Genomic DNA, 12,124 nt, shown 5'->3' with positions numbered 1-12,124 from the left:
CACCCTTTATTCTGGCGCTGAGGTGGCAGGGCGATGATCGGCAGCATCGCGCAGATACTCTTCGAAGGTCGTGACGGTCACCTCGGGTTCCTGACCCAGCGCGCTTTCACCGGCCGCAGTGACCTGCTGCCGCAGATCCTCAGCCTCCAGCGTGCTGACGATGCCATAGCTGTTCGTACCGAGTTCATGCGGATGGCCGTCGTCATCTGTCATCGTGGTCGTGAAACCTGCGGCGGTCATTGCGCTGGTCAGCTCCAGGATGTCACTTAAGCCCGACTCCTGATAGTGAAAGGTCACGATATAGCGGGTTAAGGTGTTGCTCATGAGGCACCTCCGGGGAAGGGAAACTGAACTGAGCGTAGACCATGGTGAAAAATCAGGCGAATTATGAAGGAGATGCTGCGTGTGTGACGTGATGCGTAGCGTAAATTCGTGTCAGGAGCCAGCAGCATAACGTAAAAATCTTCTGCCGTTGCGTCTGGCTTTTCGTTTGGGCAGCACTATAATGCGCGACGTTAATAAGATGAGTCCCAATTAACAGGGGTTGTCAGGGCGATTCCAGGCATTTTGTGTAAGTTAATAATTTTTTACAAAACTTACCGTAAATTGCATTGAATGCCCGGCAAAACGCTTCAGACTCTCCGTTTTTTAAACAGTCGCACGGATCACATTTAATGAAAGCCTATAACAAGCTGTCTGCTGTTCTTTTGCTCTCCGCCGGAGCTTTTTGTCACCAGGCAATGGCCGATAACGCCGTATTTACGTCAATGGATGACCCTTCAACAGCTAAAAAGCCGTTTGAAGGTTCTGCTGCTGCGGGATATCTGGCGCAAACCGGTAACACCACCAGTTCATCAATGACGGCTCAGACCAATATGACCTGGTATCAGTCATCTATGGCTTACAGCTTGTGGGGTAACGCAGCCAACACCTCGTCAAACGATGAGCGCTCTTCTGAAACTTACAACATCGGTGGTCGTTCACGTTACAACCTCAACTCGTATGACTACCTGTTTGGACAGGCGAGCTGGTTAAGCGATCGTTTCAATGGTTACGATTCACGCGACGTGCTGACAGCCGGTTACGGTCGTCAGATTCTGAATGGACCGGTGCACTCGCTGCGTGCGGAATTGGGTCCGGGTGTACGTTATGACGATTATCACGCGGGTGGTCATCAGACCAAAGCGCTGGGCTATGGCGCAGTCAGCTATCAGTGGCAGCTGACCGACACCACTAAATTTATTCAGGGCGTGTCAGTGCTGAGCAGCTTCGGAGAAGACACCACGGTGAACTCCGAAACCGGCCTGCAGGTGGCGATCAACAGCCACTTCGCGCTGAAGCTGGCTTACAACGTCAGCTGGAACAACAATCCGGCGGAATCTGCGCCTGATCGCACCGATACCAAAACCTCAATCATGCTCTCTTACGCTATGTAAGCGCATTTTTGCAGCAGCATTCACAGCGGCCTGACAGTGTGTCAGGCCGCTTTTTTTTGATTTCTCCAGGGCTTAGCGAAAAAGGCATGGGTTTTTCTCGCCGGGGAAAACTGCTATCATCGGCCCCGCACTGAAATCCTGGCGACATTCCGACAATGTGGGTCTGATATCACGCCGGGTCACTAATTTTACATTACGTTGCATGTAGGCTTTCGTGTGGCTTACCACTGCAAATAAGGATATGAAATGCCTGTAATTACGCTTCCTGATGGCAGCCAGCGCGTGTTTGACCGCCCTGTCAGTGTGATGGATATTGCGCTGGACATCGGTCCTGGTCTGGCGAAAGCCTGTATCGCTGGCCGTGTTAACGGTGAACTGGTTGATGCTGTTGATCCCATCACTGAAGATGCCGCCGTAGCGATCATTACCGCTAAAGATGAAGCGGGTCTGGAAATCATCCGTCACTCCTGTGCGCACCTGTTAGGGCATGCGATTAAACAGCTGTGGCCGGATACCAAAATGGCGATTGGCCCGGTCATTGATAACGGCTTCTATTATGATGTCGACATCGATCGTACCCTGACCCAGGAAGATATCGACCTGCTGGAAAAACGCATGCATCAGTTGGCTGAAACCAACTACGATGTGGTGAAGAAGAAGGTCAGCTGGCAGGAAGCTCGCGACGTCTTTGCGGCGCGCGGCGAAATTTACAAGACCACCATTCTTGATGAAAACATCAGCCATGACGATAAGCCTGGCCTGTATCATCACGAAGAATATGTCGACATGTGCCGCGGTCCGCACGTGCCGAACATGCGGTTCTGCCATCATTTTAAACTGCAGAAGATCTCCGGTGCCTACTGGCGCGGCGACAGCAACAACAAAATGCTGCAGCGTATTTATGGCACCGCATGGGCAGACAAAAAGCAGCTGGCAGCCTATCTGCAGCGTCTGGAAGAGGCGGCGAAGCGTGACCATCGTAAGATTGGTAAGCAGCTGGATCTCTACCACATGCAGGAAGAAGCACCAGGCATGGTCTTCTGGCATAATGACGGCTGGACCATCTTCCGCGAGCTGGAAGTGTTTGTCCGCAGCAAGTTAAAAGAGTACCAGTACCAGGAAGTTAAAGGTCCATTCATGATGGATCGCGTCCTGTGGGAAAAAACCGGGCACTGGGAAAACTATAAAGAAGCAATGTTCACCACCTCATCTGAGAACCGTGAATATTGCATCAAACCGATGAACTGTCCTGGGCATGTTCAGATCTTTAATCAGGGTCTGAAATCCTACCGTGACCTGCCGCTGCGTATGGCAGAGTTCGGCAGCTGTCACCGTAATGAACCCTCAGGCGCACTGCACGGCCTGATGCGTGTTCGTGGCTTTACCCAGGATGATGCACACGTCTTCTGTACTGAAGAGCAGGTGCGTGACGAAGTGAACAGCTGTATCCGCATGGTTTATGACATGTACAGCACCTTCGGCTTTGAAAAGATTGTGGTGAAGTTATCCACCCGTCCTGAGAAGCGCATCGGTACGGATGAGATGTGGGATCGTGCCGAGGAAGATCTGGCTGCGGCGCTGAACGAAAACAATATTGAGTTTGAGTTCCAGCCAGGCGAAGGCGCGTTCTACGGTCCTAAAATTGAGTTTACTTTGTACGATTGTCTTGATCGCGCCTGGCAGTGCGGAACAGTTCAGCTAGACTTCTCCCTGCCAAAACGCCTTGAAGCAACCTACGTGGGTGAAAACAATGATCGTCAGACGCCAGTGATGATTCACCGTGCGATTCTGGGGTCAATGGAGCGTTTCATCGGTATTCTGACCGAAGAATTCGCCGGTTTCTTCCCAACCTGGCTGGCACCGCTGCAAGTCGTGGTAATGAATATTACCGACGGACAAGCAGAATATGTTGAGTCTTTGACGCGTAAGCTGCAGAATGCTGGCATTCGTGTGAAGGCAGACTTGAGAAATGAGAAGATAGGCTTTAAAATCCGCGAGCACACATTACGTCGCGTCCCTTATATGTTGGTCTGCGGTGATAAAGAGGTGGAATCTGGCAAAGTTGCCGTTCGCACCCGCCGTGGTAAAGACCTTGGGTCGATGGATGTCGATGTGTTTGTTGAGAAACTTCAACAAGAGATTCGCAGCCGAAATCTTCAACAATTGGAGGAATAAAGTATTAAAGGCGGAAAACGAGTACTACCGACGCGTCCGAACAAAATCAACAGTGAAATCCGCGCAACTGAAGTGCGCTTAACAGGCATGGATGGCGAGCCGATTGGCATTGTCACATTACGCGAAGCTTTGGAAAAAGCCGAGGAAGCGGGCGGCGACTTAGTCGAAATCAGCCCGAATGCCGAACCGCCGGTCTGCCGCATCATGGATTACGGCAAGTTCCTCTATGAAAAAAGCAAATCTTCTAAGGAACAGAAGAAGAAGCAAAAAGTTATTCAGGTTAAGGAAATCAAATTCCGTCCTGGAACCGATGATGGCGACTATCAGGTCAAACTACGCAACCTGATTCGCTTTCTGGAAGAAGGCGATAAAGCCAAAATCACGCTGCGTTTCCGCGGTCGTGAGATGGCGCACCAGCAGATCGGTATGGAAGTGCTTAACCGCGTCCGTAAAGACCTGTGTGAAGATCTGGATTTGGCCATTGTCGAATCCTTCCCTTCGAAGATCGAAGGCCGCCAGATGATCATGGTGCTCGCTCCTAAGAAGAAACAGTAGGCTTTCAAGTAACACTAACCGCGCAGCGTTCGCGCTGTGCGGTTAACTGTTCGCCTGTCTGGGTCATGTTATTAACAATGCGAAGTGGATATTTTTAAAATGCCAAAGATTAAAACTGTACGTGGTGCGGCTAAGCGCTTCCGCAAGACCGCTTCTGGCGGCTTCAAGCGTAAACACGCAAACCTGCGTCATATTCTGACCAAAAAATCTACTAAGCGTAAACGTCACCTGCGCCCTAAAGGCATGGTGTCAAAAGGCGATCTGGGTCTGGTAATTGCCTGCCTGCCGTACGCATAAGTAATTTTTTCATTAAATCAGAATATTAAACAGGAGAGCTAAATGGCTCGTGTAAAACGTGGTGTAGTTGCTCGCGCACGTCACAAAAAAATCTTAAAACAAGCTAAAGGCTATTACGGTGCACGTTCACGTGTTTACCGCGTTGCCTTCCAGGCTGTTATCAAAGCTGGTCAGTATGCTTACCGTGACCGTCGTCAACGTAAGCGTCAGTTCCGTCAGCTGTGGATCGCGCGTATCAACGCAGCGGCTCGTCAGAACGGCATGTCTTACAGCCGTTTCATCAATGGTCTGAAAAAAGCAGCCATTGAGATTGACCGTAAGATCCTGGCCGACATCGCGGTATTCGATAAAGTGGCCTTCTCTGCACTGGTCGAAAAAGCGAAATCAGCCCTGGCGTAAGTCAGATTGAAAAGGGAGCTTGCTCCCTTTTTTATTGCCTGTAACTTACGCAAAAGATTGACATTTCCGGCGCTGAGCATTTCAATAGACCCCCTGTATCGCATGACAAGGTAACCGCAAGCATGAACGCTGCTATTTTCCGTTTCTTTTTTTACTTTAGCGCCTGACATCCAGGGGCTTTTGCGCATAAGAAAAGAAACGAAAAATCGCGCTAAAAGCCTCCCTCGTGGAGGCTTTTTTGTTTCTGGCGCTAGCATATTGGACCGGCAGGTCCCAACGAGAACTGACCAGCCTGACTGGAAAAAGAGGAAACTATGTCCCAACTCGCAGAACTGGTGGCCAGCGCCACGGCGGCCATCGACGGGGCGACGGATATCGCCGCCCTTGACGCGGTGCGCGTCGAATACCTGGGTAAGAAAGGACATCTGACACTGCAGATGACTACGTTACGCGAGCTGCCAGCCGAAGAGCGCCCGGCAGCGGGTGCGGTAATCAATGAAGCGAAGCAGCAGGTCACCGAGCGTCTGAATGCGCGCAAAGATGCCCTGGAAGCTGCGGTGCTGAATGCCCGTCTGGCTGAAGAGACCATTGATGTCTCTCTGCCTGGTCGTCGCATTGAGAATGGCGGCCTGCATCCGGTGACCCGCACCATGGATCGCATTGAGACCTTCTTTGGTGAGTTAGGCTTTGGCGTCGTAACCGGGCCAGAAATTGAAGATGATTACCATAACTTCGATGCGCTGAATATTCCTGCCCATCACCCGGCCCGTGCCGATCACGACACCTTCTGGTTTGACGCCACGCGCCTGCTGCGTACCCAGACGTCCGGCGTGCAGATCCGTACCATGAAGGCTCAGCAGCCGCCGATTCGCATTATTGCGCCGGGCCGCGTTTACCGTAACGATTACGATCAGACCCATACCCCGATGTTCCATCAGATGGAAGGGCTGATTGTGGATAAAAACATCAGCTTTACCAACCTGAAAGGCACGCTGCACGATTTCCTGAACAACTTCTTCGAAGAAGATCTGCAGATTCGTTTCCGTCCCTCCTATTTCCCGTTTACTGAGCCATCAGCAGAAGTTGACGTCATGGGTAAAAACGGCAAGTGGCTGGAAGTGCTGGGTTGCGGCATGGTTCACCCTAACGTGCTGCGCAATGTCGGCATCGATCCGGAAGTCTACTCCGGTTTCGCCTTTGGTATGGGCATGGAGCGTCTGACCATGTTGCGCTACGGCGTGACCGATCTGCGTGCCTTCTTTGAAAATGATTTACGTTTCCTCAAACAATTTAAGTAAGGGCAGGATATCCAATGAAATTCAGTGAACTCTGGTTACGCGAATGGGTAAATCCAGCCCTGGACAGCGCTGCGCTGTCTGAACAAATCACTATGGCCGGTCTGGAAGTCGACGGCGTTGATCCGGTTGCCGGTGCCTTCCACGGCGTCGTGGTCGGGGAAGTGGTGGAGTGCGGCCAGCACCCGAATGCAGACAAGCTGCGTGTGACCAAAATCAACGTGGGCGGCGATCGCCTGCTGGATATCGTCTGTGGCGCGCCGAACTGCCGTCAGGGACTGAAAGTCGCGGTCGCCACCGTCGGCGCCGTGCTGCCAGGTGATTTCAAAATCAAAGCGGCTAAACTGCGTGGCGAGCCGTCTGAAGGCATGCTCTGCTCTTTCTCCGAGCTGGGAATTTCCGACGACCACAACGGCATCATCGAACTGCCAGCCGATGCGCCCATTGGCACCGACATCCGCACCTACCTGCAGCTTGATGACAACACCATCGAAATCAGCGTCACGCCTAACCGCGCTGACTGTCTGGGTCTGATCGGTATCGCCCGTGATGTCGCCGTCCTCAACGGTTTGCCACTGAACGTGCCGGAGATGCAGCCGGTCGCTGCGACGCTGAACGACACTTTCCCGATTCAGGTTGACGCGACAGAAGCCTGTCCACGCTATCTGGGCCGTGTAGTAAAAGGCATAAACGTTGCTGCTGCCACGCCATTGTGGATGAAAGAGAAGCTGCGTCGTTGTGGTATTCGTTCTATCGATCCGGTGGTGGATATCACTAACTACGTTCTGCTGGAGCTGGGTCAGCCGATGCACGCCTTCGATCTCGACCGCATCGACGGCGGTATCGTGGTGCGTATGGCGAAAGAAGGCGAAAAGCTGACGCTGCTGGATGGCACTGAAGCCAGCCTGCAGAGTGATACCTTAGTGATCGCCGATCATCAGAAAGCGCTGGCGATGGCTGGTATCTTTGGTGGCGAACATTCGGGCGTGAACGGCGAAACGCAGAATATCCTGTTCGAGTGCGCTTACTTTGATCCGCTCTCTATTACCGGCCGCGCCCGTCGTCATGGTCTGCATACCGACGCGTCACATCGCTACGAGCGTGGTGTTGATCCGGCGCTGCAACATACCGCACTGGAGCGTGCTACCCAGCTGCTGCTGTCAATCTGCGGCGGTGAAGCGGGCCCGATCATCGATCAGACCCATCAGGCCGCCCTGCCTGTGCCAGCGACGATCACGCTGCGTCGTGAAAAGCTGGACCGTCTGATTGGCCACGTGATCGCGGATGAGCAGGTAACTGACATTCTGACGCGTCTCGGCTGTGAAGTGACCGTGGGAGAAGGGCAGTGGCAGGCCGTCGCCCCGAGCTGGCGCTTCGATATGGCGATTGAAGAAGATCTGGTTGAAGAAGTGGCCCGTATTTATGGCTACAACAACATTCCGGATGTGCCGGTACAGGCGGGTCTGGTGATGACTCAGCATCGCGAAGCGAATCTGTCGCTGAAGCGCGCGAAAAACCTGCTGGTGGACAAGGGCTATCAGGAAGCGATTACCTATAGCTTCGTCGATCCGAAAATTCAGCAGCTGCTGCACCCGGGTGAAGAGGCGCTGTTGCTGCCGAGCCCAATCTCCAGCGATATGTCGACCATGCGTCTCTCACTCTGGACCGGCCTGCTCAGCGCGGTAGTCTACAACCAGAACCGTCAGCAGAGCCGCGTGCGCCTGTTTGAGAGCGGCTTACGCTTTGTGCCGGATACCCAGGCAGATTTGGGCATCCGTCAGGATCTTATGCTGGCTGGCGTCATCAGCGGTAACCGCGTTGAAGAGCACTGGGATCTGGCGCGTCAGACAGTTGACTTCTATGATTTGAAAGGCGATTTAGAATCGCTGCTCGATTTAACCGGCAAACTGGATGACATCAGCTTCCGTGCTGAAGCGAATCCGGCGTTGCATCCAGGACAGAGCGCGGCGATTTATTTGCATGATGAACATATCGGATTTATCGGCGTGGTTCATCCTGAGCTGGAACGTAAGCTTGATCTCAATGGCCGCACCTTAGTCTTTGAACTGCTTTGGAATAAGGTCGCAGACCGCGTCCTGCCTGACGCGCGCGAGATTTCTCGCTTCCCGGCGAACCGTCGTGATATTGCCGTTGTGGTGGCTGAAAACGTCCCCGCAGCAGATATCATCGCGGAGTGTAAGAAAGTTGGCGTAAATCAGGTAGTTGGCGTAAACTTGTTTGACGTGTACCGCGGTAAGGGCGTTTCTGAGGGCTACAAGAGCCTCGCAATCAGCCTGATTTTGCAGGATACCAGCCGGACACTCGAAGAAGAGGAGATTGCCGCGACCGTTGGCAAATGCGTTGCGGCATTAAAAGAGCGATTCCAGGCAACCTTGAGGGATTGAACCTATGGCGCTTACAAAAGCTGAGATGTCAGAGTACCTGTTTGAGAAACTCGGGCTGAGCAAACGCGATGCCAAAGAGTTAGTAGAGCTGTTTTTCGAAGAGGTACGTCGCGCTTTGGAGAATGGAGAACAGGTAAAACTGTCTGGGTTTGGTAATTTTGACCTGCGTGACAAAAACCAGCGTCCTGGCAGAAACCCGAAAACGGGTGAAGATATTCCGATTACTGCGCGTCGCGTAGTAACGTTCCGCCCAGGACAGAAGCTGAAAAGCCGCGTAGAGAACGCTACACCCAAAGAGACTGACTGAATTTCAGCGTTTCAAAAAGGCCGCGCAAGCGGCCTTTTTTCATGGTTTCAGTACGCAGTAATCCCGCTTCCCGCGCCCGTTATTCTCCCTGACGGCAAAGAGCAAACCGCCTCATCTGCCTTTCTTTTTTCTGCAATCCCTCTACAATCAAATCTCTGTTTTCTCAGCTAATCCCGCTTATGTCTCTGCTCGACCAGCTCGCGCGCCAGGCCGACCAGCGCGGCCAGAAATGGCTTATTGTGTTAGCACTTATGCTCTCTGCACTGCTCTGTCTCAGCCTGTGTGCCGGTGACAGCTGGATCGCGCCCTCAGACTGGTTCACGGAAAGCGGCAGGCTCTTTGTCTGGCAGTTGCGGCTGCCCCGCAGTCTGGCGGTGGTGCTGGTCGGGGCATCGCTGGCGGTATGCGGTGTGGTGATGCAGGCGCTGTTTACAAATCCGCTGGCGGAACCCGGCCTGCTCGGCGTCTCGAACGGTGCCGGTATTGGCCTGGTGCTCGGCGTGCTGCTGGGCAGCGGTTCGCTGTGGAGCCTTGGGCTGGCGGCGATGGCCGGTGCACTGATAATTACGCTCATCCTGCTGCATTTTGCCCATCGTCAGCTCTCGGTCACCCGGCTATTGCTTACCGGCGTGGCGCTGGGGATTATCTGTAGTGCCATCATGACCTGGGCGGTCTACTTCAGCACCAGCCTCGATCTGCGTCAGTTGATGTACTGGATGATGGGGGGATTCAGCGGGATTGACTGGCGCTATGGCTGGATGATGCTGGCGCTGCTGCCGGTGATGCTGGCCCTGGGGGCGACCGGGCAGATTCTTAATCTGCTGGCGCTGGGCGAGACATCTGCCCGCCAGCTCGGACTGTCTCTCTTCTACTGGCGTAACCTGCTGGTGCTCGCCATGGGCTGGCTGGTCGGCATCAGCGTCGCGATGGCCGGTGCTATTGGCTTTGTCGGACTGGTGATCCCGCATCTGCTGCGTATGAGCGGCATCAGCGATCACCGTTATCTGCTGCCGGCATCGGCGCTGGCTGGCGCCGGTGTATTACTGGCAGCCGATATTGTGGCACGCCTGGCGCTGACGTCGGCGGAATTACCGATAGGCGTCGTGACGGCGACACTGGGCGCGCCGCTGTTTATTATTTTACTGGTGAAATCTTCACGCTAGCTTCGGCTGGCGACTCTGCATCCACAACAGCATCCACAACAGGAAACAGCATGAACATTTATCAAACTGAACTGGTTACGCTCGATGGGGAAAAAACCACGCTGTCACAATGGCAGGGCAAGGTACTGCTGGTGGTCAATGTTGCCTCGAAATGTGGTCTGACGCCGCAATATGAAGAGCTGGAGAATCTGCAGAAAGCCTGGCAGGATCAGGGCTTCAGCGTACTCGGTTTTCCCTGCAACCAGTTTCTGGAGCAGGAGCCGGGCAGCAGTGAGGAGATTAAAACCTTCTGCAGCACCACGTATGGCGTCACGTTCCCGATGTTTGCTAAAACCGAGGTGAATGGCGCAGGCCGTCATCCGCTCTATGCTCAGCTGATCGCGGCCCGACCTGACGCGGTGCGTCCGGAAGGCAGCGGCTTTTACGAGCGTATGGAGAGCAAAGGACGCGCGCCGAAAGAGCAGGGCGACATCCTGTGGAACTTCGAAAAATTCCTTATTGGCCGTGACGGCAGCGTGATCCAGCGTTTTGCACCTGACATGACGCCGGAAGATCCGATCATTCTGGAAACCATTAAGCAGGCGCTGGCAAAATAGATGCTGTTGCGCCTGCAACAGGCCGCCGTCCCCGGACGGCTGCTGCCACTGACCGGTGAGCTTGCCGCCGGTCAGCTGCTGCACGTGGCAGGCCCGAACGGTGCAGGCAAAAGCACCTTACTCAGTGTGATTGCGGGACTGCAACCCGCCTCCGGCACGGTGCTGCTGGACGAACAGCCGCTGAGTGACTGGAACGGCGCAGCGATGGCCCGGGTTCGCGGCTGGCTGCCTCAGCAGCAGGCACCGCTGAGTCAGATGCCGGTCTGGCACTATTTGCGTCTGCATCTGAAACAGGCGGGGGGGCAGACAGACGATCGCCTCAGCACGCTGCTGAAACAGCTTCAGCTGCAGGATAAGTTATCGCGTTCACTGACCCGGCTCTCCGGTGGTGAATGGCAGCGCGTCAGGCTGGCGGCGGTCTGTATGCAGGTTGATCCCAACATCAATCCACACGGGCGGCTGCTGATCCTTGATGAACCCATGACCGCGCTGGATATCGCCCAGCAAAAAGCGGTGGACGATCTGATTGCCGACCTGTGCGCGGCGGGCATCAGCGTTATCGCCAGCAGTCACGACCTCAACCACAGCCTGCAACAGGCGGATCGGGTCTGGCTGATGGATCAGGGAGCGTTGATTGCGCAGGGTGAACCGGCTGAGGTTCTGACGCCGCAGCGCCTGACACCGATCTACCAGATTGCTTTCCGGCAGCTTGAACTTGAAGGACGCACGCTGCTGACCGTATTGCCCTGACACTTGCTACCCGGCGGGCTTTACCGCTACATTAAGCCGGTTGCAACTTCTGATAAGGACATTTGGCGATGCGCCTGGGTTTGCTGATTTTAGTTCTGCTGCTGACGGGATGCAGTCATCACGCTCCGCCGATTAATGGCCGTCTTTCCGATTCGATCACCGTGATTGCGGAACTGAACGATCAGCTCGGTAACTGGCGTGGTACGCCTTATCGCTATGGCGGCATGAGTCGTAACGGGGTTGACTGCTCCGGCTTTGTCTATCTGACTTTCCGCGATAAATTTGCGCTGCAACTGCCGCGCACCACCTCAGCTCAAAGCGATATCGGCACCCGAATCAGCAAAGACGAGCTGCTGCCAGGCGATCTGGTCTTCTTCAAAACCGGTCGCGGGGAGAATGGCCTGCATGTTGGCATTTATGACACCGATAACGCCTTTATTCATGCCTCAACCAGCCAGGGCGTCATCCGCTCCTCGCTCGACAATGTCTACTGGCGAAAAGTGTTCTGGCAGGCGCGTCGTATTTAAACGCAGGTCCGGGGAATCAGACTTAAGTCCAATTTTAAATAGAGTTAAAACAGAGAGTAAAAGGTTTATTTTAAATGACAGTTATTGAGCGTGGGTTTTAATAAACATAATAAACGCTTATTTAATTCCACTAATAACCGCTGTTTTATCGCTACTATTTGGCTTAAGGGTGATCACCTGCTGCCAAACGGCAATGGAAGAGTAAAGAAGTTCATCTCT

At 53.8% G+C, this 12,124-nt stretch carries 14 protein-coding genes and 1 other annotated feature; of the genes, 13 read left to right on the top strand and 1 reads right to left on the bottom strand.

Features of this window, described 5'->3' with window-relative positions:
- Positions 1 to 6 precede the first annotated feature (6 nt).
- Positions 7 to 324, bottom strand: coding sequence for a type V toxin-antitoxin system endoribonuclease antitoxin GhoS (gene ghoS, locus OK409_RS06170; RefSeq protein WP_010245691.1), 318 nt, complete (start codon positions 322 to 324; stop codon positions 7 to 9).
- 350 nt (positions 325 to 674) lie between these two features.
- Here ghoS and OK409_RS06165 point away from each other — a divergent pair, with 350 nt between their 5' ends.
- The 13 genes from OK409_RS06165 (at position 675) to OK409_RS06105 (ending at position 11,905) form a co-directional block, all read left to right on the top strand.
- Positions 675 to 1,436, top strand: a complete 762-nt coding sequence (locus tag OK409_RS06165; protein WP_010245689.1) for a YdiY family protein — start codon at positions 675 to 677, stop codon at positions 1,434 to 1,436.
- Between the two features lie 246 nt (positions 1,437 to 1,682).
- A complete protein-coding gene (gene thrS / locus OK409_RS06160; protein ID WP_010245687.1) occupies positions 1,683 to 3,611 on the top strand; it encodes a threonine--tRNA ligase in 1,929 nt (642 codons plus the stop codon).
- Between the two features lie 3 nt (positions 3,612 to 3,614).
- Entirely contained in the window at positions 3,615 to 4,166 is a 552-nt protein-coding gene (infC, locus tag OK409_RS06155; RefSeq protein WP_029519030.1) for a translation initiation factor IF-3, read from the top strand.
- A 99-nt stretch (positions 4,167 to 4,265) separates the two neighbouring features.
- A complete protein-coding gene (gene rpmI / locus OK409_RS06150; protein ID WP_010245683.1) occupies positions 4,266 to 4,463 on the top strand; it encodes a 50S ribosomal protein L35 in 198 nt (65 codons plus the stop codon).
- 42 nt (positions 4,464 to 4,505) lie between these two features.
- The gene (gene rplT / locus OK409_RS06145) at positions 4,506 to 4,862 is read left to right on the top strand and encodes a 50S ribosomal protein L20 (RefSeq protein WP_003853267.1); all 357 of its coding nucleotides are present in this window, start codon (positions 4,506 to 4,508) and stop codon (positions 4,860 to 4,862) included.
- 117 nt (positions 4,863 to 4,979) lie between these two features.
- Positions 4,980 to 5,105, top strand: a sequence feature (Phe leader region).
- Positions 4,985 to 5,029, top strand: a complete 45-nt coding sequence (pheM, locus tag OK409_RS06140; RefSeq protein WP_106120997.1) for a pheST operon leader peptide PheM — start codon at positions 4,985 to 4,987, stop codon at positions 5,027 to 5,029. Its footprint overlaps the feature before it by 45 nt.
- A gap of 71 nt (positions 5,106 to 5,176) precedes the next feature.
- The gene (pheS, locus tag OK409_RS06135; protein ID WP_010245680.1) at positions 5,177 to 6,160 is read left to right on the top strand and encodes a phenylalanine--tRNA ligase subunit alpha; all 984 of its coding nucleotides are present in this window, start codon (positions 5,177 to 5,179) and stop codon (positions 6,158 to 6,160) included.
- A gap of 14 nt (positions 6,161 to 6,174) precedes the next feature.
- Positions 6,175 to 8,562 carry a phenylalanine--tRNA ligase subunit beta gene (gene pheT, locus OK409_RS06130; protein WP_187494476.1) on the top strand — a complete coding sequence of 796 codons (2,388 nt, stop codon included), beginning with the start codon at positions 6,175 to 6,177 and terminating at the stop codon, positions 8,560 to 8,562.
- A gap of 4 nt (positions 8,563 to 8,566) precedes the next feature.
- The gene (gene ihfA, locus OK409_RS06125) at positions 8,567 to 8,869 is read left to right on the top strand and encodes an integration host factor subunit alpha (RefSeq protein ID WP_003853259.1); all 303 of its coding nucleotides are present in this window, start codon (positions 8,567 to 8,569) and stop codon (positions 8,867 to 8,869) included.
- A 179-nt stretch (positions 8,870 to 9,048) separates the two neighbouring features.
- A complete protein-coding gene (gene btuC, locus OK409_RS06120) occupies positions 9,049 to 10,032 on the top strand; it encodes a vitamin B12 ABC transporter permease BtuC (protein ID WP_010670028.1) in 984 nt (327 codons plus the stop codon).
- Positions 10,033 to 10,082: 50 nt separating this feature from the next.
- On the top strand, positions 10,083 to 10,628 hold the full coding sequence (locus OK409_RS06115; protein WP_010670029.1) for a glutathione peroxidase: 546 nt from the start codon (positions 10,083 to 10,085) through the stop codon (positions 10,626 to 10,628).
- A complete protein-coding gene (gene btuD, locus OK409_RS06110; RefSeq protein WP_264366865.1) occupies positions 10,629 to 11,378 on the top strand; it encodes a vitamin B12 ABC transporter ATP-binding protein BtuD in 750 nt (249 codons plus the stop codon).
- A gap of 68 nt (positions 11,379 to 11,446) precedes the next feature.
- Complete coding sequence (locus OK409_RS06105) at positions 11,447 to 11,905, top strand: C40 family peptidase (protein WP_010245666.1); 459 nt, start codon at positions 11,447 to 11,449, stop codon at positions 11,903 to 11,905.
- Positions 11,906 to 12,124: the final 219 nt, after the last annotated feature.

The sequence above is a fragment of the Pantoea sp. RG18 genome (assembly GCF_025910075.1).
In the GTDB taxonomy this organism is placed as follows: domain Bacteria; phylum Pseudomonadota; class Gammaproteobacteria; order Enterobacterales; family Enterobacteriaceae; genus Pantoea; species Pantoea agglomerans.
Note: the sequence above shows the minus strand (reverse complement) of the source record. Positions and strands in the feature narration are given on the sequence as shown.

What these genes read in the sequence shown, in the direction of transcription:
- ghoS (WP_010245691.1), bottom strand. Translation starts at nt 324, where the DNA reads ATGAGCAACACCTTAACCCGCTATATCGTGACCTTTCACTATCAGGAG.
- OK409_RS06165 (WP_010245689.1), top strand. Translation starts at nt 675, where the DNA reads ATGAAAGCCTATAACAAGCTGTCTGCTGTTCTTTTGCTCTCCGCCGGA.
- thrS (WP_010245687.1), top strand. Translation starts at nt 1,683, where the DNA reads ATGCCTGTAATTACGCTTCCTGATGGCAGCCAGCGCGTGTTTGACCGC.
- rpmI (WP_010245683.1), top strand. Translation starts at nt 4,266, where the DNA reads ATGCCAAAGATTAAAACTGTACGTGGTGCGGCTAAGCGCTTCCGCAAG.
- rplT (WP_003853267.1), top strand. Translation starts at nt 4,506, where the DNA reads ATGGCTCGTGTAAAACGTGGTGTAGTTGCTCGCGCACGTCACAAAAAA.
- pheS (WP_010245680.1), top strand. Translation starts at nt 5,177, where the DNA reads ATGTCCCAACTCGCAGAACTGGTGGCCAGCGCCACGGCGGCCATCGAC.
- pheT (WP_187494476.1), top strand. Translation starts at nt 6,175, where the DNA reads ATGAAATTCAGTGAACTCTGGTTACGCGAATGGGTAAATCCAGCCCTG.
- ihfA (WP_003853259.1), top strand. Translation starts at nt 8,567, where the DNA reads ATGGCGCTTACAAAAGCTGAGATGTCAGAGTACCTGTTTGAGAAACTC.
- btuC (WP_010670028.1), top strand. Translation starts at nt 9,049, where the DNA reads ATGTCTCTGCTCGACCAGCTCGCGCGCCAGGCCGACCAGCGCGGCCAG.
- OK409_RS06115 (WP_010670029.1), top strand. Translation starts at nt 10,083, where the DNA reads ATGAACATTTATCAAACTGAACTGGTTACGCTCGATGGGGAAAAAACC.
- btuD (WP_264366865.1), top strand. Translation starts at nt 10,629, where the DNA reads ATGCTGTTGCGCCTGCAACAGGCCGCCGTCCCCGGACGGCTGCTGCCA.
- OK409_RS06105 (WP_010245666.1), top strand. Translation starts at nt 11,447, where the DNA reads ATGCGCCTGGGTTTGCTGATTTTAGTTCTGCTGCTGACGGGATGCAGT.